This is a genomic window from Cellulomonas composti (assembly GCF_007990245.1).
In the GTDB taxonomy this organism is placed as follows: Bacteria; Actinomycetota; Actinomycetes; order Actinomycetales; family Cellulomonadaceae; genus Cellulomonas; species Cellulomonas composti.
Window position 1 is genome coordinate 71,767 of sequence record NZ_BJWG01000011.1, and the last position, 18,865, is coordinate 90,631.

The window sequence follows — 18,865 nt, forward strand, 5'->3', positions numbered from 1 at the left end:
CGGCGACGGCCGACGTGGCCGCCTCCGGTCACGGTAGGCGCAGCGGCACCGCCTCGCGCGGGCCGACGCGCGTGTCGCGCATCCTGGTCGCGTCGTCGCCGGCCGCGGCCGCATCGAGGCCGGCGGGTACGGGCCCGACCGCGAGTGCAGCGGCGCGGGGGGTCGGCGAGCCGTTCTCGTCGGGCGCAGGAACCGGCGCGGGAACCGGTGCAGGAACGGGTGCCGAGACGGGCACGACCACGGGGGCGGTGCGGACCGCGCCCGTGCCGTACGCGTAGGCGGCGCCGACGAGCAGCGCGCCGCCGAGGGTGTTGCCGAGGCCGACGAACACGACGTTGCGCGCGAACTCGAGGATCGTCGCGCCCGGCAGGTCGCCGAGCAGGCCGAGCGAGAAGGTCGTCATGTTCGCGACGACGTGCTCGAACCCGGAGGTGATGAAGACCATCACGCACGCGAAGATCACGGCGATCCTCGCGGACTCGCTGCGCAGCCTCGTCGCGCACCACACGGCGAGGCAGACGAGCAGGTTGCACAGGATGCCGCGCACGAGGAGCTGGACGTTGGACTCGGCGGCCTTGTGCTCGACCATGTGCGCGATCGCGTCGCCGGGTGCCGTCCCCGGCGCGACGATGCCGGACAGGTGCACGAGGCCCGCGAACAGGAACGCCCCGACGAGGTTGCCCGCCAGCACGGCGAGCAGCGTGACCCCGGCCCGGGCCCAGCCGATCAGACCCCGCAGCGCACCCTGCGTGAGCATCATCATCGCCGAGGTCGCCAGCTCGCCGCCCGCGATGACGACGATCGTCAGCGCCACGCCGAAGACCATGCCCTGGACGAGCGGTGCCCACGGCGAGCCCGCGGCCACGAGCGGTCCGCCCGCGGTCACCATGATCACCACGCCGATGCCGATGTAGGCGCCCGCGAGCATGGTGCGGACCAGGAACAGACCCGGGGTCCGCGTGAGGTCGACCTTGTGGAGCGCAGCGTCGGCGTGCGCGTCGACGGCGTCGGAGATGCTCAGCACCGTTCCAGGGTGCCTTGCGGGCGTGCGCAGGTCGTGGGACGAAAGGCTGGGCGCCGCCGTACGGCGGCGGGGTCCGCACGTACGTGGCGTCGACCCCGCGGTCCGACGGTCGTGCCGGGCTGACGTCAGATCTGGTGGTTGCCGACCGTGTCCGCGCCGTCGTCGCCCATGGCGAGCGCGGTCGCGACGACGGCCGCCGCGACCCTCGTCGTGACCTCGGGGTTGAAGACGGACGGGACGATGTAGGTGGGGCTGAGCTCGTCGGGGCGCACGACCTCCGCGAGCGCACGGGCCGCGGCGAGCAGCATCACGTCGGTGATCCGGTGGGACTGCGCGTCGAGCAGGCCGCGGAACACGCCTGGGAACGCGAGCACGTTGTTGATCTGGTTCGCGAAGTCGGAGCGCCCGGTGCCGACGACCGCGGCGTACCGGGAGGCGTCGTCCGGGTCGACCTCCGGGCGGGGGTTGGCGAGCGCGAAGACGATCGCGTCCGCGGCCATCGTCGAGACGTCCTGTCCGGTAATCACGTCGGGCGCCGAGACGCCGATGAAGACGTCCGCGCCCGCGAGCGCATCGGGGATCGTGCCGGTGACGCCGCGCGGATTGGTCACCGACGCCGTCCACGCGAGCTGCGGCGTCAGGCCGGGGCGGCCGGAGTGGACCACGCCGTCGATGTCCGCGACCACGACGTCGCGCGCACCGGCCGCGAGCAGCAGCTTCAGCACGGCGGTGCCCGCCGCACCCGCACCGGACAGCACGATCCGCACGTCCTCGATCTGCTTGTCGACGACGACGAGCGCGTTGGTCAGCGCCGCGACCACGACGATCGCCGTGCCGTGCTGGTCGTCGTGGAACACCGGGATGTCGAGGCGCTCGCGCAGCCGCCGCTCGACCTCGAAGCAGCGGGGCGCGGAGATGTCCTCGAGGTTGATGCCCGCGAACACCGGCGCGATCGCGCACACCGTCTCGACGATCGTGTCGACGTCCGTGGTGTCCAGTGCGATGGGGAACGCGTCGATGTCCGCGAACCGCTTGAACAGCACGGCCTTGCCCTCCATCACCGGCAGCGCGGCGAGCGGCCCGACGTTCCCGAGGCCGAGGACCGCCGTGCCGTCCGTGACCACCGCGATCGTGTTCCGCTTGATCGTCAGGCGTCGGGCGTCCTCCGGGTGCGCCGCGATCGCCTCGCTGACCCGGGCGACGCCGGGCGTGTAGGCCATCGACAGGTCGTCGCGGTTGCGCAGCGGGACCTTGGAGGTGATCTCCAGCTTGCCGCCCAGGTGCATGAGGAAGGTCCGGTCGCTGACCCGGTCGACCGCCACGCCCGTCAGCGAGCCGAGCGTCGCGACGATCTGCGCGGCGTGCTCCTCGCCGAGGGTCGCGCACGTCACGTCCGCGGTCATCTGCTCGTGCCCCGACGCGGTGACGTCGAGCGCCGTGACGATCCCGCCGGCCTGCTCGATCGCGGTGGTGAGCTCGCTGACCGCCGTCGGGCGGGCCGCGACCCGGAGCCGGACGGTGATGGACGACGACACGCTGGGACCGGCCATCAGCCCATCGTGCCGTGCCCGGCCGGTCCTGGCGTGAACTGCGTGCGCGCGTCGTAGGGTCGGGCGCGTGGACGCGCTCGCGAGCTGGGTCGAGGTCGCCGCCGATGCCGTCGCGCAGTCGCGGACCGCGTGCGACGAGCTGCGCTGGCACGAGGCGTACCGTCGTCGGTGGCGCGAGGTGCGCGCCGAGGCGAGCCTGCGGGCCGCCGCCGCGAGCGCCGAGCTCGAGGGTGCGCGGCTCGGGCTCGACCGGGTGCGGGCGCTCGCGGCAGGTGCTGCCGTCCCCTCAGCCAGCCCGTCCGCCGACCTGACCGATGCCGTTGCGCTCGGATGCGTCCGGGCGAACGCGCTGGTCGAGGGCCAGATGCCCGACCTCGGCGCGTCCGGCGCCGCAGCGCTCGCGCCCCTGTCGCAGGTGCTGGCCCGGCTGCACACGGTCGTCGGGCTCGGCTGGTTGCCCGTCGACTCCCTGGGACGGCTGCGGTCCGACGAGCCCGCGCAAGATCTGACCGGCCTCGGGCCCGCTCCGAGCGGGCGGGACGTCGCGGCCCGGATCGACCTGCTGGGTCGCACCGTCGCCTCGACCCACGCGCCCGCGCTCGTCGTCGCCGCGATCGCGCATGCCGAGGTGCTCGCGGTGCGACCGTTCGTCGCGGGCAACGGGGCGGTCGCCCGAGCCGTCGGGCGGTTGCTGCTGACCGCGGGCGGGCTCGACCCGACCGGAACGGCGCTGCCGGAGGTCGCCTGGGCCGCGGCGCCGCAGCCCTACCTGGGGGCGGCGGCGGGATATGCGACCGGCACCGTCGCGGGGGTCGCGGCGTGGATCGACGCGTACGCACGAGCGGTCGTCGCCGGTGCGGCCGAGGCACGGGTCGTCGCAGACGCGGTGCTGGGCTGAGCGCAGGTGCATCTCGCAGGGTCCGTCGCCGGACACGAGCGACGGCGTCCCGCGGGGGAACGCCGTCGTCGTCCTGCCTACCGCGAGGGTGATCAAGCGTGCTCATCGTCGGTCGCTACGGGACCAGCCCGGTCGACCTGCCCATAAGTGGGCCATGCTGCGCGTGGGTGCCCTCGCGGCTGTGCAGTTGTGAGGTCTTGCTACCGCAGTCGAGAGACGGCGGCAATCGCGGCCGGCATCCGTGCAGGTCGTCGGCGGTGGGGGGTCGCATGGCGGGACGGGTGTCCGCGATGCGGTCGCCTCAGGCCGAGGACCTGCCGCGGCGGTGCCGCAGCGCGAGCCACACGACGACCGCGGCGACCAGGACCGTGACCACGACGCCGGCCGAGACGCCCGCGGACCGCCGGCCGCCGAGCAGCGGCACCGGACGCTTGAACGTCAGCGTGCCCCACCCTCGCTCGTCCGCCAGCCGGCGCAGCGTGCGGTCCGGATTGACCGCGAACCCGTGCCCGACCGCCGCCAGCATCGGCGCGTCGGTGATCGAGTCCGAGTACGCGAAGCTCTCCGCGAGGTCGTACCCGTGGCGGGCGGCGAGGTCCACGATCGCCGTCGCCTTGTTCTCGCCGTACGCGTAGAAGTCGATGCCGCCCGTGTATCGACCGTCGTGCACCTCCATGTGCGTGGCGACGACGTGATCGGCCCCCAGCACTGCGGCGATCGGTTCGACGATCTCGCTGCCGGACGCGGAGACGACGACCACGTCCCGCCCGGCGGCGTGGTGCTCCTCGATCAGTGCGACGGCCTCCGCGTAGACCTGCGGGTCGATCGCCTCGTGCAGCATCTCGGCGACGACCTGCGAGACCGTCGCCACGTCCCAGCCCGCGACGGTCCGCGAGAGCTGGGCCCGCAGCCGCTCGGTCTGCTGCGCGTCGGCGCCGCCGAACAGGTAGGCCAGGTGCGCGTAGGCGGTGCGGGCCGCGGACCGGCGGGTGAGCAGGCCGCTCGCGAGGAAGCCGCGGGAGAACGCCGTGGCCGACGACGTCGCGATGATCGTCTTGTCGAGGTCGAAGAACGCGGCCGTTCGTGCGTGCGCGCCCGCCGTGCTCGCCCCGCTCATCGTGTCTCCCGTCGGTCTCGTCGTGTCCCCGGCGAGGGTACCGACCTGCACCGACACGCACACCCGGTCGCGTCAGCCGCCCCCAGCCCGGCGGACGGCTGCGCCCGTCCCCAGGGGTGCGCCGACGGCGACCGGCGGCTGCGCGTGGACGGGCAGGGTGGCGGCACGACGGCGACAGGGGGTGCTCGTGACGCAGCCGGGCGTGGTGTGGGCGGCGGGTGTCTCCTCGGCGCGCGCGCTCGTCGTCGGGATCGTCGGGGGACGCGGTGGCGCAGGCGCGTCGTCGTTCGCCGCGGCGCTCGCGCGGCGTGCGGCGGGGACGAGCGCCACGGTGCTCGTCGACCTCGACCGCAGCTGCGCGGGCATCGACGTGCTGCTCGGGCTCGAACAGGTCGACGGTGTGCGGTGGCCGGACCTGGGCGGTGCGCGCGGGGACGTGGACGGCGGACAGGTCGTCGCGCTGCTGCCGCGGTGGGGGAGGTGCGCGGTGCTGAGCACGGACCGCTCGCGGCCCGTGCCGCCGGACCCGGCCGTGGTCGCCGACGTGCTGCACGCGCTCACGACCGCGGCGGGCGTGCTGGTCCTCGACCTCGACCGCGGCGCCGTCGTGGCGGGCGAGTCGGTCGCGGCGGCGTGCGACGTCCTGCTCGTCGTCGCGCCGCGTGACCTGCGGACCGTCGCGGGTGTGCTCGCGATGCGCGAGCAGCTCGTCGGGCACGGCGCGGACGTCGGGCTCGTCGCGACGGGACCCGCGCCGGCCGGGCTGGGCGTCGCCGAGCTCGCGCGCGCCGTCGACCTGCCCGTGCGCGGCACGATCGGCATCGACCGGCGCACCGCGGCGGCGACCGAACGTGCCGGTCTGCCGTCGTCGGGGCTGCTCGCGCGCGCGGCCTCGCGCGTCGCGCGGACGATCGGCGTGGCGTCGTGAACCGGACGCTCGGCCCGCCGTCGGTGGGCGCTCCCGACGGCGCGTTCGTCGACGCCGTACGCGAACGGTGGCAGGCGCTGCCGGGCAGCCCGGACCCGGCGGGCCTGTCCGGGGTCGTCGACGCCGTGGCCCGCGCACGCGGGACGGTGCTCGGCTCGGCCGCGCTCGCCGGGGCGGTGCGCACGGTGCGGGCGGCGATCGTCGGCGCCGGGCCGTTGCAGCCGCTGCTCGACGACCCCGCGGTGACGGACGTGCTGGTCAACGGGCCGTCGGACGTCTGGGTCGAGCGGTCCGGACGGCTCGTGCGCGTGCCGCTCGAGCTCGGGTCCGACGACGACGTGCGCGCGCTCGCGGTGCGCCTGGCCGCGGCGGGCGGGCAGCGGCTCGACGATGCGGTGCCCACTGTCGACGCGCGGCTGCCGGACGGCACACGGCTGCATGCCGTCATCCCGCCCGTGGCGGGCGGCTCGACGCTGCTCAGCCTGCGGGTGGTGCGCTCACGAGCGTGGTCGCTGGCCGAGCTCGAGGCCGCGGGGACGGTGGCGCCCGCCGCGCACGCAGTCCTGCGCGCGCTCGTCGCGACGCGGGCCAACGTGCTCGTCTCGGGTGCGACGGGCTCGGGCAAGACGACGCTGCTCGCCGCGCTGCTCTCGCACGTTCCGCACGACGAGCGGATCGTCGTGATCGAGGAGGCCGAGGAGCTGCGTCCGCGGCATCCCCACGTCGTGCGGCTGCTCGCGCGGCGCGCGAACGTGGACGGCGCGGGCCGTGTCGAGCTGGCCGAGCTGGTGCGCCAGGCGCTGCGGATGCGTCCCGACCGGCTGGTGCTGGGCGAGTGCCGCGGCGCCGAGGTCCGCGAGGTCATGGCCGCGCTCAACACCGGCCACGACGGCGGCTGCGCGACCGTGCACGCCAACGCCGCCGCGGATGTGCCGGCGCGGCTCGAGGCGCTCGCGGCCCTCGCCGGGATGTCCGGGTCGGCCGTGGCCGCGCAGGCCGCGAGCGCGTTCGACGCCGTGCTGCACCTGCGCCGCGCGGGCGGACGGCGCTACCTCGCCGAGCTGGCCGTCGTGCGGCGGGTCGGGAGCGAGCTCGAGGTCGTTCCCGCGCTCACGCTCACGCCGGACGGGCACCCGACCCGCGAACCGGCCTGGTCCCGACTGTCCGCCCGCCTCGAGTCGGGAGCGCGATGAGTCTGGTGGCAGGGTTGGCAGTCGGGGCGGCGCTGCTCGCCGGGACCGGGTCTGCCGGGCGTGCGGCGTCGAACCTCGCAGACCGAGGTCGCAGCTCCTCGGCAGGTCGGACCGCGTCGGCGGTCCCGGCGGGTCCGGGTGCCGGCTCGTCGGACGGGCTCGGTGGGGGCGGTGGCCGACGACCCGTTCGGCGAGGTGACGTGCTTCGGGGCCCGCCGTGGTCGCAGCGGTCGGCCGGGGCGGCACCCGATGCCTCGGAGGTGCTCGTCGGCGTCGTCGCGCAGCTGCGTGCGGGGCGCACGCCCGAGCGGGCGTGGTCCGAGGTGCTCGGCCGACCCGTCCCGCCCGGCGGACCGGACGAGCGGCTGCTGGTCACGGTGCTGACCGGTGACGGCCGCGTCGGCGCCGAGCGGCGTCGCAGTGCGACCGGTGCGGCTCGCACCGTCGTCGCCGCGGGAGCCGTCGCCGCACGGGTGGGGGCGCCGCTCGCGGCGGTGCTCGAGAGCGCGGCTGCAGGCGTCGCGGCCGATCAGGAGGCAGCCGACGAGCTCGCGGCGGCGCTCGCCGGGCCGCGCGCGACGGCCCGGGTGCTGACGATCCTGCCGCTGCTGGGCCTGGCCCTCGGGGCGGCGCTCGGCGCGCATCCGGTGGCGGTGCTGCTCGACGGCGGTCCCGGCAGCGCGTGCGGCGTGCTCGGCGTGGCGCTGCTGCTCGTCGGGCGGCGCTGGACGACGGGCCTGGTCCGGCACGTGGAGCGGTCGGCCCGGTCCGGCGTCCGGGCCGGGTCCGGATCGGAGCCGTGAGGCTCGGCGCCGCCGTGTTCGACGTGCCGCTGCTCGTCGGGCTGCTCGTGCTGTCGGCGGTGGTCGCCGTGCCGTGGTTCGCGGCGCGGCGGGTCGGACCAGGTCGTGCGGGCGGTGGACCCGGCGCCGCGCAGGCTCGCCGCGGCGGCCGGGCGCGACGCGGTGCCGAGCCCGACCGGCCGGATCCGGTGGCGGTGCTGGACCTCGTCGACGCCGCGCTGTCCGCCGGAGCCGCCGTCCCCCGGGCGCTCGAGGCGGTCGGCGCGGCCGTGGGCGGGGACGACGGCGCCGCGTTGAGCCGCGCGGGTGCGGCGCTCGTGCTGGGTGCGTCGTGGCAGGTGGCCTGGGCGGGTTCGCCCGCGGTCGCGGCGGTGGTGCGTGACGCGTTGCGTCCGGCGTGGACGACCGGCGTCGCGCCGGGTCCCGCGCTGCGCGCGCGGGCGGCACGGGAACGCCGGGAGCGGCGTCGGCGGGCCCGCACCCAGGCGGGGGCGCTCGCCGTGCGGCTCGTGCTCCCGCTCGGGCTGTGCTTCCTGCCGGCGTTCGTCCTGCTCGGGCTCGCGCCGCTCGTGCTCGGTCTCGTCGGCGACCTGCTCGGCTGAGGGCCCGCCTCCGGCGGGCGCGCTCGTCGTGCGCGCGCTCGACCCGACCCCAGCCCCGTTCCGGACGCGTCCGTCCTCCGATCGTGGCGCCCGGCCCGCGAGCCCGGGGGCGCTGCGCCGAGGCTGGACGAGCGTCGGCAGGGCGTCGACGGGAGAGGAGACGGACATGACGACGACGGTGCTGACCACACCACAGGAGCCGCATCCGCCACGGCGTCGGCGGGCCCGGCGGCCGCAGGCGGTCGTGGTGGTCCGGCCGGCCCCGCGCCGGCTCGCGGCACGTCTGACGGGACCGGCCCGGGAGGCAGGGATGGCGACGGCCGAGTACGCGATCGCGACGCTCGCCGCGGTCGGATTCGCCGGGCTGCTGGTCGTCATCCTCAAGAGCAACGAGGTGCGCGGGCTGCTCACGGGGATCGTCAAGCAGGCGCTGTCGCTGTGAGTCCGACGGGCGGGCGGGCGGCGGGTGAGGTCGGTGCGGACGCCGAACGCGGTGCCGTGACCGCCGAGCTCGCCGTCGGCCTGCCCGCGGTCGTGCTCGCGCTGCTGCTGGTGCTGGGCGTGGCCGCTGCGGGCGTCGGGCAGCTGCGCTGCGGTCAGGGCGCCCGGGTCGGGGCCAGGGTCGCGACGCTCGGTGAGGACGACGAGGCGGTGCGTGCCGCGGTGCGGCGCGTCGTCGGCGACGAGGCGAGCATCACCATCGACCGGGACGGCTCATGGGTGACGGTGCGCGTCTCGACGGGTCTGCCCGTTCCGGTGCTCGACGCGGCCGTGACTCTCGACGGGGCGGCGACAGGGTGGCGCGAGCCGTGACGGCCGTCGATCGTGAGCGCGGCTCAGGCAGCGTGCTGCTGCTCGCGGTGCTGCTCGTCGCGGCGCTGCTCGCGGTCGGGGTCGCAGCGGTCGTGAGCGGACATGCCGCGCGGGCGCGCGCGCAGGACGCCGCGGACCTGGCGGCGCTCGCGGGGGCGGGTGCGGTGCGAGCAGGGCTTGACGGGTGCGACGTCGCGCGGCAGGCCGCGGGCCGCAACGCTGCGACGCTCGTGAGCTGCACCCCGGCGGTCGGCGGCGTGGTCGAGGCGGAGGTGCGCGTGCGGTCGGTCGTCGGCGACGCGCACGCGGTCGCCCGCGCCGGGCCGCGGCCCGTGTCAGGTGCCGGTACTGGTGCTGGTACTGGTACTGGTACTGGCGCTGGTGTCGGCTCCGGCGTCGGTTCCGGTGCCCGTCTCGGCGGAGTCGGCGTGGTGGACGACGACCTCGAGCAGCCGCAGGGCGGCGGCCTTGTCCAGCGGGTTGTTCGCGTTGCCGCACTTGGGCGACTGGACGCACGCCGGACAGCCGGTCGCGCACGGGCACGCGGCGATCGCGTCCCGGGTCGCGGCGAGCCAGGTCGCGCCGAGGTCGAAGCCGCGTTCGGCGAAGCCGGCGCCGCCCGGGTGGGCGTCGTGGACGAAGACGGTCGGCTCGCCGGTGTCGGCGTGCAGCGCGGTGGACAGTCCGCCGAGGTCCCAGCGGTCGCACGTCGCCAGCAGCGGCAGGAGCCCGATCGAGGCGTGCTCGGCGGCGTGCAGCGCGCCCGGCAGGGCCTCGAGCGTGATCCCGGCCTCCGCGAGCACCGCGGGCGGCGCGGTCCACCACACCGCCGAGGTGCGCAGCGTGCGCGCGGGCAGGTCGAGTTCCTCACGGCCCAGCACGCGCAGGTCCGGGATGCGCTTGCGCTGGAAGCCGATCACCTTCGTCGTGACGTCGACGGTCCCGACGTGCCAGGTCACGGGTCCCCAGGCACGCTCGTCGTGCACGTCGACGACCTCGGTCGAGGTGACCCAGTCCGCCCAGGTGCCGTAGTCCACGTCGCGGCGCGTGGCGAGCGCGACGGCGTCCGCCAGGTGCAGCTCGTCGACGACGAACGTCGTGCCCTGGTGCACGTACACCGCGCCGGCGTGCACGGTTGCGTCCGCCGAGGGTGCGTCGACGGTGCCGAGCAGGCGCCCGGTGCCGGACTCGACGACGCGCACCGGGCTGCCCCCGGCGCCCCGCAGGTCGGTCAGGCGCGCGGCGGGCTCCTCGTGGGTCCAGTACCAGCCGGACGTCCGCCGGCGCAGGATCCCCTGCGCGGTGAGCCGGTCCAGCACGTCGAGCGCGCCGTCGCCGAACAGCGAGAGCTCGTCGGCGCGGACGGGGCGCTCGGCCGCCGCGGCGCACAGGTGGGGCGCCAGGACGTAGGGGTTCGCGGGGTCGAAGGTCGTCGCCTCGACGGGGGCGTCGAGCGCAGCCTCGGGGTGGTGCGCCAGGTAGGTGTCGAGCGGGTCCTCGCGGGCGACGAACGCGACCAGGCCGTCGGCGCCGGCTCGACCCGCGCGCCCGGCCTGCTGCCACAGCGAGACGCGCGTACCGGGCCAGCCGGCGATGAGCACGGCGTCCAGGCCGGAGATGTCGACACCGAGCTCGAGCGCGTTGGTCGTCGCGAGCGCGCGCAGCCAGCCGGTGCGGATCGCCTGCTCGAGCGCGCGCCGTTCCTCGGGCAGGTAGCCGCCGCGATAGGCCTGCACGGAGGTCGCGAGCGAGGGGTCGATCTCGACGAGGTGGGCGCGGGTCGCGGCCGCGACGGACTCGGCGCCCCGGCGCGACCGCGTGAACGCCAGGCAGCGCGCCCCCGCCGCGACGAGGTCGGCCAGCAGGTCCGCGACCTCGGCCGTGGCGGTGCGGCGCGGCCGGTCCGCAGGTTCGCCCGGCGTGGACCACGGGTCGTCGTCGGGCACGAGCTGCGCCCACGGGTCGTCGCGGCCGGGCAGCTCGGGCGGCTGCCACAGCACGAACGTCTTGCGGCCGGCCGGCGAACCGTCGTCGGTGACGGCCAGCACGTCGTCCGGCGTGACGCCGATCATCCGCGCCGCGCTCGCGGCCGGGTCCGCGGTCGTCGCCGACGCGAGCACGACGACCGGCTCGGCGCCGTACGCCGCGGCGAGCCGGCGCAGGCGACGCAGCACCAGCGCGACGTGGGCGCCGAACACCCCGCGGAACGCGTGGCACTCGTCGAGCACGATGTAGCGCAGGTTGCCCAGCAGCCGCGCCCAGCGCTGGTGCTGCGGGAGCAGCGCGTGGTGCAGGAAGTCCGGGTTGGTGAGGACGACGTCCGCATGCTCCGCGACCCACCGTCGCTCGTCGCGGCTGGTGTCGCCGTCGCACTGCGCGACCCTCACGTCGCGCAGACCGGCCGACGAGAGCAGGCGCTCGAGCGCCGCGAGCTGGTCGGCGGCGAGCGCCTTGGTGGGCGACAGGTACAGCACGCTCGCGCGCCGACCCACCGACTCGATCCGGCCCGGGTCGAGCGTCCGGGCGGCCGCGGAGGCGCGGACCGCGCTCAGTGCGGGCAGCCAGAACGCCATCGACTTGCCCGACCCGGTCGAGGTCGCGAGCACCGTGTGCCGACCGGCCCAGACCGCGTCCGCGGCCTCGACCTGGTGCGTCCACGGCTCGAGGACGCCCGACGCGCGATAGCCGGTCACCACGTCGCGGTCCGCCCACGCCGGCCACGGCGCATGCCGGGCCTCGCGTGCCGGAAGGTGCCGCACGTGGGTGGCCCGATCGGCCCGCCGGCCCCCGGCAAGCAGCACGTCCAGCAGCTCGCCGGTGGTCACGCCCCATCGTCCCACCCGCGGACTCCCACCCCCCGCGCGGTCTCCGGCGCGTCGGCACAGGAGCGTCGTCGTCCGGGAGCACGGCGGTGCTCCGGCGCGCGCGTGGGAAGGTGGGGGCGTGGACCTCAACTGCGATCTGGGCGAGGGGTACGACGACTGGGAGCCGGGGGTCGAGGGCCTCGACACTCGGCTGCTCGCGATCGTGACCAGCGCGAACGTGGCGTGCGGCGCTCACGCGGGGGACGACCGGGCGATGGCCGAGGTGTGCCGGGTCGCGGCTCGGCACGGGGTCGCGGTGGGTGCGCACGTGTCGTACGAGGACCGCGCGGACTTCGGCCGGACGTTCCGCGACGTGCCGCCCGACGAGCTGCGCGCACAGGTGGCCGCGCAGATCCGCGCGCTCGCGGCGCACGCCGCCGCTGCCGGGACCCGGATCCGGTACGTCAAGCCGCACGGCGCGCTCTACAACGCGCTCGTCCATCACGACGAGCAGGCCCGCGCGGTGCTCGACGGTGTCGCCGACGCGTGCGCCGACCGGCGGGTCGCCGACCTGCGGACCGCCGAGCCCCTCCCGGTCGTCGGGCTGCCGGGGTCGGCCGTGCTCGCGCTCGCGGCGAGCCGAGGCGTGCGTGCGGTGGGCGAGGCGTTCGCCGACCGCGGCTACCGGTCCGACGGGACGCTCGTGCCGCGCACGGAGCCCGGGGCCCTGGTCACCGATCCTCGCGAGGTCGAGCGGCGGGTCGTGCAGCTCGCGACGACCGGCACGCTGACCGCCGCCGACGGGTCACAGCTCGCACTCGACGCCGAGACCGTCTGCGTCCACTCCGACACACCGGGTGCCGCCACGCTCGCGGCGGGTGTGCGTCGCGCGCTGGAGCGCGCCGGGGTGCGGCTCGCGTCCTTCGCCGACTGATCGTCGCGCACGGGTGACGTCGTGCACGGGTGACGTCGTGCACGGGTGACGTCGTGCACGGGTCACGTCGTGCACGTGGCGCGGAGGTCCGGTGTCGGCGGCGCGCCGGTCCGGCAGGATCGGGGGGTGCGCGTGCTCAGGTACGGCGACGACGCCCTGCTCGTCGAGGTCGACGACCTCGACGAGGTCCGGCGCGTCGACCTCGCGCTGCGCGCCGCCCGGTCGCACGCGCCGCACGAGCACGCGCCGTACGAGCACGGCGCCGCGACGCTCGCGCACGTCGTCGACCTCGTCCCGGCGGCGCGCTCGGTGCTGCTGCGCGTCGACGCACGCGGTGACCTCGACGCACTCGCCCGGGAGGTCACACGTCTCGTGACCGACTCGACGACCTCGTCGTCGGCCGGCGCCTCGCCCGAGAGCACGGCGCCGACGAGCACGGCGCCGACGAGCACGGCGCGGCCCGACGCTGCCGGGGTCGTCGAGCTGCCGGTCGTGTACGACGGGATCGACCTGCGCGAGGTCGCCGAGCTCACCGGGCTGGCGGTGGGCGACGTCGTTCGACGACACACCGCCGCGCTGTACACCGTGGCGTTCGGCGGGTTCATGCCGGGCTTCGCGTACCTCGTCGGGCTCGATCCGTCGCTGCGTGTCCCGCGCCGCGACACCCCGCGCGAGCGGGTGCCCGCCGGCTCCGTGGCGATCGCCGACACCTTCTCGGCCGTGTACCCCCGCGCGACCCCCGGCGGCTGGCGCCTCCTGGGACGGTGCGCGACGACGCTCTTCGACGTCGACCGCGACCCGCCCGCACTGCTCACTCCCGGCACCGCGGTGCGCTTCGTCCCGGTGACCCCATGACCGCGACGACACCGACTCCGACGACACCGAGCGCGACGACACCGAGCGCGACGACACCGAGCGCGACGACACCGACCGCTCCCGTCGGGGCGCTCGAGGTGCTCGCACCCGGGTTGCTCACGCTCGTGCAGGACGACGGCCGGCCGGGTTGGGCGCACGTCGGCGTCGGACGCGCGGGCGCGGCGGACCTCGGCGCGCTGCACCTGGCGAACCGGCTGGTCGGGAACGACGAGGGCGCGGCGGGGCTCGAGGTGCTGCTCGGCGGGCTGCAGGTGCGGGCGCGGCGGCCGTTGACCGTCGCACTCGCGGGTGCGCCGGCGCCGACGACGGTCCGCCGCGGGTCGCTGGTGGTACCGGTCGGGCCGCACGCGCCGCTCGAGCTGGCCGCGGGCGACGTGCTCACGCTCGGCACTCCGGTGCGCGGCCTGCGGACCTACCTCGCGGTGCGCGGCGGGGTCGCGGTGCCGCCGGTGCTCGGGTCGCGCTCGAGCGACCGGCTGGCCGGGCTGGGGCCTGAGCCGCTCACGGCCGGCGAGGTGCTGCCCGTCGGGCCTGCGCCGGCGGGCGGGATCGTCGTGGACGTCGCACCCGTGCGGCCCGTGCCGGACGTCGCGGTGCTTCCGGTCTGGCCAGGCCCGCACGTCGCGTGGTTCGGGCCGCATGCACTGAGCACGCTGCGCACCTCGTCGTACCGGGTCACGCCCGCGACCGACCGCACGGCGCTACGACTGGGGGGCACGACGCTGCGCCGCGCGCCGGAGCACGAGGGCCGCGAGCTCGCGCCGGTCGGGCTCGTGCGCGGTGCGGTGCAGGTGCCGGCCGACGGGCTGCCGGTCGTCTTCGGTGCCGACCACCCCGTCACGGGCGGCTACCCGGTGCTGGCGGTCGTCGCCGGGGGTGCGGTGGACCTCCTGGCGCAGCTGCGACCCGGCGACCCGGTGCGCTTCGCCCCGGCGCGCCGCTGACGCGGGTCGCGTCCGCGGGGGGCGTGTCGCCGCACCCCTCGCGGGCGACACGCCGGGCGATCGCCCAACCGCCAGGAGCGACACGCCGGGGATCGCGGAACCGCCTCGGAGCGACACGCCGGGGATCGCGGAACCGCCTGGGAGCGACACGCCGGGCCACGCAGCGTGTCGGCCGCTCGGTCCCCGCGCACCCTTCGGCGCGACGGCCTTCGAGTAGGACCTTAGGCCCAGGACCCCCGTGGACCCGGGCATAGAACTTCCCCACATCTTGTGAGCCACACCGCGCCGGACCACTACATGTGGGATCCGCGGCAGACAATGGATTCAGACTCAGCAAAGGAGCGCCCACCCATGACCGAGCAGCTGACCGAGCAGGCCGCAGCGCGTGAGCAGGCCGTGCCGCCGGTGACGATCGACGTCACGAGCTCGATCGAGGAGTACCTCGACCGGTCGGACTGGCGCGTGAACGCCAACGCGAACCAGGGGTACTCGCTGGGCGGCCTGATCCTCAACACGGCGGGCAAGGTCGTCGCGAACTACTGGCTCAGCAGCGTCTACCCGGCCGCGATCGGCACCGCCCACCGCGAGGGTGACCTGCACATCCACGACCTCGACATGCTCTCGGGCTACTGCGCGGGCTGGAGCCTGCGCACGCTGCTGCAGGAGGGCCTGGGCGGCGTGCCGGGCAAGGTCGAGGCGCGCCCGGCCAAGCACTTCTCCGCCGCGATCGGTCAGATCGTCAACTTCCTGGGCACGATGCAGAACGAGTGGGCCGGCGCGCAGGCGTTCTCCAGCTTCGACACCTACATGGCGCCGTACGTGCGCACCGACGAGCTGACGTACACGCAGGTCAAGCAGGGCATCCAGGAGCTCATCTACAACCTCAATGTGCCGAGCCGGTGGGGGACGCAGACGCCGTTCACCAACCTCACGTTCGACTGGGTGTGCCCGGACGACCTGCGCGACCAGGTGCCGTTCGTCGGCGAGGAGCCGTGCGACTTCACGTACGGGGACCTGCAGGCCGAGATGGACGTGATCAACCGCGCGTACATCGAGGTCATGACCGAGGGTGACGCCAGCGGGCGTGTGTTCACGTTCCCGATCCCCACGTACAACATCACCAAGGACTTCGACTGGGAGAGCCCCAACGCGGACGCGCTGTTCGCGATGACCGCCAAGTACGGGCTGCCGTACTTCCAGAACTTCATCAACTCGGAGATGAACCCGGGCGACGTCCGCTCGATGTGCTGCCGCCTGCAGCTCGACCTGCGCGAGCTGCTCAAGCGCGGCAACGGGCTGTTCGGCTCGGCGGAGCAGACGGGCTCGATCGGCGTCGTCACGGTGAACTGCGCGCGCCTGGGGTACGTGCACGCCGACGACGAGGCGGCGCTCATGGTCCGGCTCGACGAGCTGCTCGAGCTGGCGCGCACGAGCCTGGAGCTCAAGCGCGTCGTGATCCAGAAGCTCATCGACGACGGCCTCTTCCCGTACACCAAGCGCTACCTGCCGTCGCTCGACAACCACTTCTCGACGATCGGGGTCAACGGCCTCAACGAGATGATCCGCAACTTCACGGGCGACGCGTACGACATCACCGACGAGCGCGGGCACGCGATGGCGCTGCGCGTGCTGGACCACGTCCGCGCGCGGATGGTCGAGTTCCAGGAGGAGACGGGCCACCTGTACAACCTCGAGGCCACGCCGGCCGAGGGCACCACGTACCGGTTCGCCAAGGAGGACCGCAAGCGGTTCGCGGAGATCATCCAGGCCGGCACGCCGGACCAGCCGTACTACACCAACTCCTCGCAGCTCCCGGTGGGCTTCACCGACGACCCGTTCGAGGCGCTGCTGCGCCAGGACGAGCTGCAGACGAAGTACACCGGCGGCACGGTGCTGCACCTGTACATGTCCGAGCGCCTGTCCACGCCGGCCGCCGCGCGTGAGCTGGTCAAGCGGTCGCTGTCGACCTTCCGACTGCCGTACATCACGGTCACGCCGACGTTCTCGATCTGCCCGCGGCACGGCTACCTCGCCGGCGAGCAGCCCACCTGCCCGCGCTGCGCGGAGACGGGCCGTGAGCAGGTGTGCGAGGTCTGGACGCGCGTCATGGGCTACCACCGCCCCGTCTCGAGCTTCAACGTGGGCAAGAAGGGCGAGCACGCCGAGCGTCAGCACTTCCGCGAGTCCGTGGCGGCGCTGGCGTGACCACGCCCGTCGGTGGGTGGGCTTCCCGTCGCGAGGCGACGGGAACTCCACCCGCCAGCCCGGGCAAGGGCCCCGGCGAGCCGCTCGGGCTCGGGATGCCGGGGGTCGGGAGCCGCGGGGCCGCGCGGATCGCCGAGCGGGAGCGGGACGGCGCGTGCGCCGGGGACCTGGTGATCGCCGGGGTCACGCCGCTGTCAACGTGCGACTGGCCCGGGCACCTGGTGGCGACCGTGTTCCTCCAGGGGTGCCCCTGGCGGTGCACGTACTGCCACAACTACGCGATCCTCGACCCGCGCGCGCCGGGGCAGGTGCCGTGGCGCACCGTCCGCGACCTGCTGTCTCGTCGGACCGGGCTGCTGGACGGCGTGGTGTTCTCCGGCGGTGAGCCGACGCGCCAGCCCGCGCTCGCGGACGCGATGCGCGAGGTCCGGGCCGCGGGCTTCGGCGTGGGCCTGCACACCGGCGGTGCCTACCCGCGCCGGCTGGCCACCCTGCTGCCGCTGGTCGACTGGGTCGGCTACGACGTCAAGGCGCCGCGCGCGCTCTACCGCGCGATCGTGCGCGCGGGCGGCGAGACGACGGCCGCGGACCAGGCCTTCGAGGGCCTGCGCCTGGTGCTGGAGTCGGGCGTCGACGTGCAGGTCCGCACCACCGTCGATCCCACGGTCCTGTCCGACGACGACGTGGCCGCGCTGACGCGCGAGCTCACCGCGCTCGGCGTGCGCGAGCACGTCCTGCAGACGGTCCGCCCGGACGGCACCTCCGACGAGTACCGCGCGGCGCTCGCCGGGGTCGGGGCGCTCAGGGCACCGTGATCGTGCGCGGGTCGGCGATCGCGACGACCGTCTGCGCGGTCCCGGCGTCGAAGTCGTGCAGGACGACCGGGACGTACGGCCAGGCGACGAGCCGGTCGCCCGTCTCGGGGCCGTCCACCTCGCACGCCACGAGGTGCAGCGGGCCATCCAGGCCCAGGCTCGACCCGGGCGTGAACGACGCGTAGCTCGGTTCGTCGTCGTCGGGCACGACGAACCCGACGACCGTGCCGTCGGCGCCGACCAGCGCATACGACCCGCCGGCGACCTCGACGGTGGTGTCGGTCGAGCTGCCGGCCGAGAGCACCATCGACAGGTCGTCGTCGGCCGCGAGCACGATGCCGTCGGCGTCGGGTCGGGTCTGGATCGTGACTCCGACCTCCTCGCCGCACCAGAAGATCCCCGCAGCCGGCCCGAGCGCGGCGGCACGTTCCTGCGGCGTCGCGTCGCTCAGGTCGTCGTCGACCGTCGGATCCGACGAGGCCGCGCGGGTGGGGGCCGGCGTCGGCGTGCGCGACGGCGGCGTGCTCGTCGTGCCCGGGGTGCCCGCGGGGAGCGAGGGCGAGCCCTCGCGCACCTGTGCGGCGCCGATGCCGAGGGCGCCGACCGCGCACGCCGCGGCCACGCCCGTGCCCGTCTGGCGGGCCACGCGACGGCGGCGCACGCGCGTCGTCACACGCTTCGCCGCGGTCTCGTCGAGGCCGTGGGCGCCGCGGGCGACGGTGTCGGCCAGGTCCGCCAGCAGGTCGTGAAGCTCGTCGTTCATCGTGTCCTCCGCTCGATGAGGTCCAGCCGTTCGGGTGTGGGTGCGTCGCCGTCGGGAGATCCGAGCCGGGTGCGCAGGTTCGCGCGGCCGTCGGCCAGGTAGCGCTTGACCGTGCCGGTGCTCAGTGCGAGCAGGTCCGCGATCTCGTCGACCGGCAGGTCCTCGAGGTGGTGCAGCACCACGCACGTGCGTTCGCGCGGGGTGAGCTGCTGCAGCGCCTGCGCGAGCACGAGGCGATTGCCGACGAGCTCGTCGGGCGGCCCGTCCAGGCCGTGCGCGGGGCTCGACGCGGGCACCGCGGCCAGGTGCCGGATCGTCGCCCAGTGCCGCCGGCGACGGAACCCGTCGAGGTAGATGGTGTGCATCGCGCGGCGCACGTACGCCTCCGCGGAGTCGATCTCGCGCGCCGCGCGCCGCCCGGCGAACACCTTCACGAGCGCGTCCTGCACGAGGTCCTCGGCCTCCCTCGTGTCGCCCGTCAGGAGGTAGGCGCGCCCGACGAGCGCGCGCCCGCGTTCGCGGACGAGCGTGTCGAGCACCTCCTGCCAGTCGTGCACCGTGTCTCCTCGCCTGTTCCTACCCCAGATGACGCACGG

At 75.4% G+C, this 18,865-nt stretch carries 18 protein-coding genes and 1 pseudogene; 13 read left to right on the plus strand and 6 right to left on the minus strand.

All coding sequences use genetic code 11. The features are described from left to right. Positions 1 to 28: 28 nt before the first annotated feature. Together CCO02nite_RS12135 and CCO02nite_RS12140 are read right to left on the minus strand one after the other, a co-directional pair. Positions 29 to 1,024: a formate/nitrite transporter family protein gene (locus tag CCO02nite_RS12135; RefSeq protein WP_146843409.1), complete on the minus strand. Its 996-nt coding sequence runs from the start codon at positions 1,022 to 1,024 to the stop codon at positions 29 to 31. A 125-nt stretch (positions 1,025 to 1,149) separates the two neighbouring features. Next, on the minus strand, positions 1,150 to 2,574 hold the full coding sequence (locus tag CCO02nite_RS12140) for an NAD-dependent malic enzyme (protein ID WP_246117525.1): 1,425 nt from the start codon (positions 2,572 to 2,574) through the stop codon (positions 1,150 to 1,152). Positions 2,575 to 2,641: 67 nt separating this feature from the next. On the opposite strand from CCO02nite_RS12140, the gene CCO02nite_RS12145 reads away from it, so the two are divergent. Next, positions 2,642 to 3,472, plus strand: coding sequence for a Fic family protein (locus CCO02nite_RS12145; protein ID WP_146843410.1), 831 nt, complete (start codon positions 2,642 to 2,644; stop codon positions 3,470 to 3,472). Positions 3,473 to 3,773: 301 nt separating this feature from the next. Here CCO02nite_RS12145 and CCO02nite_RS12150 read toward each other — a convergent pair whose 3' ends face one another. Next, positions 3,774 to 4,589, minus strand: coding sequence for an HAD family hydrolase (locus tag CCO02nite_RS12150; protein ID WP_146843411.1), 816 nt, complete (start codon positions 4,587 to 4,589; stop codon positions 3,774 to 3,776). Positions 4,590 to 4,776: 187 nt separating this feature from the next. Between CCO02nite_RS12150 and ssd the strand changes: the two genes are divergently transcribed. The 7 genes and pseudogenes from ssd to CCO02nite_RS16370 all read left to right on the plus strand — a co-directional run. Next, positions 4,777 to 5,517, plus strand: a complete 741-nt coding sequence (ssd, locus tag CCO02nite_RS12155; RefSeq protein WP_246117526.1) for a septum site-determining protein Ssd — start codon at positions 4,777 to 4,779, stop codon at positions 5,515 to 5,517. Beyond that, positions 5,514 to 6,710: a TadA family conjugal transfer-associated ATPase gene (locus CCO02nite_RS12160; RefSeq protein ID WP_146843413.1), complete on the plus strand. Its 1,197-nt coding sequence runs from the start codon at positions 5,514 to 5,516 to the stop codon at positions 6,708 to 6,710. The genes ssd and CCO02nite_RS12160 overlap by 4 nt, the downstream gene beginning before the upstream one ends. Positions 6,711 to 6,910: 200 nt before the next feature. Continuing rightward, entirely contained in the window at positions 6,911 to 7,513 is a 603-nt protein-coding gene (locus CCO02nite_RS12165; protein ID WP_246117527.1) for a type II secretion protein F, read from the plus strand. Further along, on the plus strand, positions 7,510 to 8,115 hold the full coding sequence (locus tag CCO02nite_RS12170) for a type II secretion system F family protein (RefSeq protein ID WP_246117528.1): 606 nt from the start codon (positions 7,510 to 7,512) through the stop codon (positions 8,113 to 8,115). The genes CCO02nite_RS12165 and CCO02nite_RS12170 overlap by 4 nt, the downstream gene beginning before the upstream one ends. Before the next feature lie 166 nt (positions 8,116 to 8,281). Then, positions 8,282 to 8,557 carry a DUF4244 domain-containing protein gene (locus CCO02nite_RS16300; protein WP_146843414.1) on the plus strand — a complete coding sequence of 92 codons (276 nt, stop codon included), beginning with the start codon at positions 8,282 to 8,284 and terminating at the stop codon, positions 8,555 to 8,557. Continuing rightward, a complete protein-coding gene (locus CCO02nite_RS12180; RefSeq protein ID WP_146843415.1) occupies positions 8,554 to 8,928 on the plus strand; it encodes a TadE family type IV pilus minor pilin in 375 nt (124 codons plus the stop codon). Before CCO02nite_RS16300 ends, CCO02nite_RS12180 begins: the two co-directional genes overlap by 4 nt. Further along, a pseudogene (locus CCO02nite_RS16370) lies at positions 8,832 to 9,194 on the plus strand (Rv3654c family TadE-like protein); the annotation flags it as partial. The gene CCO02nite_RS12180 and the pseudogene CCO02nite_RS16370, both read left to right, overlap by 97 nt. A gap of 69 nt (positions 9,195 to 9,263) precedes the next feature. On the opposite strand, the gene CCO02nite_RS12190 reads toward CCO02nite_RS16370, so the two are convergent. Beyond that, on the minus strand, positions 9,264 to 11,753 hold the full coding sequence (locus CCO02nite_RS12190; protein ID WP_146843416.1) for a DEAD/DEAH box helicase: 2,490 nt from the start codon (positions 11,751 to 11,753) through the stop codon (positions 9,264 to 9,266). Positions 11,754 to 11,871: 118 nt separating this feature from the next. Between CCO02nite_RS12190 and CCO02nite_RS12195 the strand changes: the two genes are divergently transcribed. The 5 genes from CCO02nite_RS12195 to CCO02nite_RS12215 all read left to right on the plus strand — a co-directional run bounded on the left by CCO02nite_RS12195 (position 11,872) and on the right by CCO02nite_RS12215 (position 17,506). Then, positions 11,872 to 12,666: a LamB/YcsF family protein gene (locus tag CCO02nite_RS12195; RefSeq protein ID WP_146843417.1), complete on the plus strand. Its 795-nt coding sequence runs from the start codon at positions 11,872 to 11,874 to the stop codon at positions 12,664 to 12,666. A gap of 126 nt (positions 12,667 to 12,792) precedes the next feature. Beyond that, positions 12,793 to 13,521 (plus strand): 5-oxoprolinase subunit B family protein, encoded by a 729-nt coding sequence (locus tag CCO02nite_RS12200; protein WP_146843418.1) that lies wholly within the window; start codon positions 12,793 to 12,795, stop codon positions 13,519 to 13,521. Then, the gene (locus CCO02nite_RS12205; RefSeq protein ID WP_146843419.1) at positions 13,518 to 14,486 is read left to right on the plus strand and encodes a 5-oxoprolinase subunit C family protein; all 969 of its coding nucleotides are present in this window, start codon (positions 13,518 to 13,520) and stop codon (positions 14,484 to 14,486) included. Before CCO02nite_RS12200 ends, CCO02nite_RS12205 begins: the two co-directional genes overlap by 4 nt. 351 nt (positions 14,487 to 14,837) lie before the next feature. Beyond that, on the plus strand, positions 14,838 to 16,691 hold the full coding sequence (locus CCO02nite_RS12210) for a ribonucleoside triphosphate reductase (RefSeq protein WP_146843420.1): 1,854 nt from the start codon (positions 14,838 to 14,840) through the stop codon (positions 16,689 to 16,691). Continuing rightward, positions 16,688 to 17,506: an anaerobic ribonucleoside-triphosphate reductase activating protein gene (locus tag CCO02nite_RS12215; RefSeq protein WP_371862515.1), complete on the plus strand. Its 819-nt coding sequence runs from the start codon at positions 16,688 to 16,690 to the stop codon at positions 17,504 to 17,506. The genes CCO02nite_RS12210 and CCO02nite_RS12215 overlap by 4 nt, the downstream gene beginning before the upstream one ends. On the opposite strand, the gene CCO02nite_RS12220 is transcribed toward CCO02nite_RS12215, so the two are convergent. Continuing rightward, positions 17,493 to 18,269, minus strand: coding sequence for a hypothetical protein (locus tag CCO02nite_RS12220; RefSeq protein WP_146843421.1), 777 nt, complete (start codon positions 18,267 to 18,269; stop codon positions 17,493 to 17,495). The genes CCO02nite_RS12215 and CCO02nite_RS12220 overlap by 14 nt on opposite strands. Beyond that, the gene (locus tag CCO02nite_RS12225; protein ID WP_246117530.1) at positions 18,266 to 18,826 is read right to left on the minus strand and encodes a SigE family RNA polymerase sigma factor; all 561 of its coding nucleotides are present in this window, start codon (positions 18,824 to 18,826) and stop codon (positions 18,266 to 18,268) included. Before CCO02nite_RS12225 ends, CCO02nite_RS12220 begins: the two co-directional genes overlap by 4 nt. Positions 18,827 to 18,865 lie beyond the last annotated feature (39 nt).

Bases quoted from the DNA above. Each gene is read 5' to 3' on its own strand.
- CCO02nite_RS12140 (WP_246117525.1), bottom strand. From the start codon at position 2,574: ATGGCCGGTCCCAGCGTGTCGTCGTCCATCACCGTCCGGCTCCGGGTC.
- CCO02nite_RS12150 (WP_146843411.1), bottom strand. From the start codon at position 4,589: ATGAGCGGGGCGAGCACGGCGGGCGCGCACGCACGAACGGCCGCGTTC.
- CCO02nite_RS16300 (WP_146843414.1), top strand. From the start codon at position 8,282: ATGACGACGACGGTGCTGACCACACCACAGGAGCCGCATCCGCCACGG.
- CCO02nite_RS12205 (WP_146843419.1), top strand. From the start codon at position 13,518: ATGACCGCGACGACACCGACTCCGACGACACCGAGCGCGACGACACCG.
- CCO02nite_RS12210 (WP_146843420.1), top strand. From the start codon at position 14,838: ATGACCGAGCAGCTGACCGAGCAGGCCGCAGCGCGTGAGCAGGCCGTG.
- CCO02nite_RS12220 (WP_146843421.1), bottom strand. From the start codon at position 18,269: ATGAACGACGAGCTTCACGACCTGCTGGCGGACCTGGCCGACACCGTC.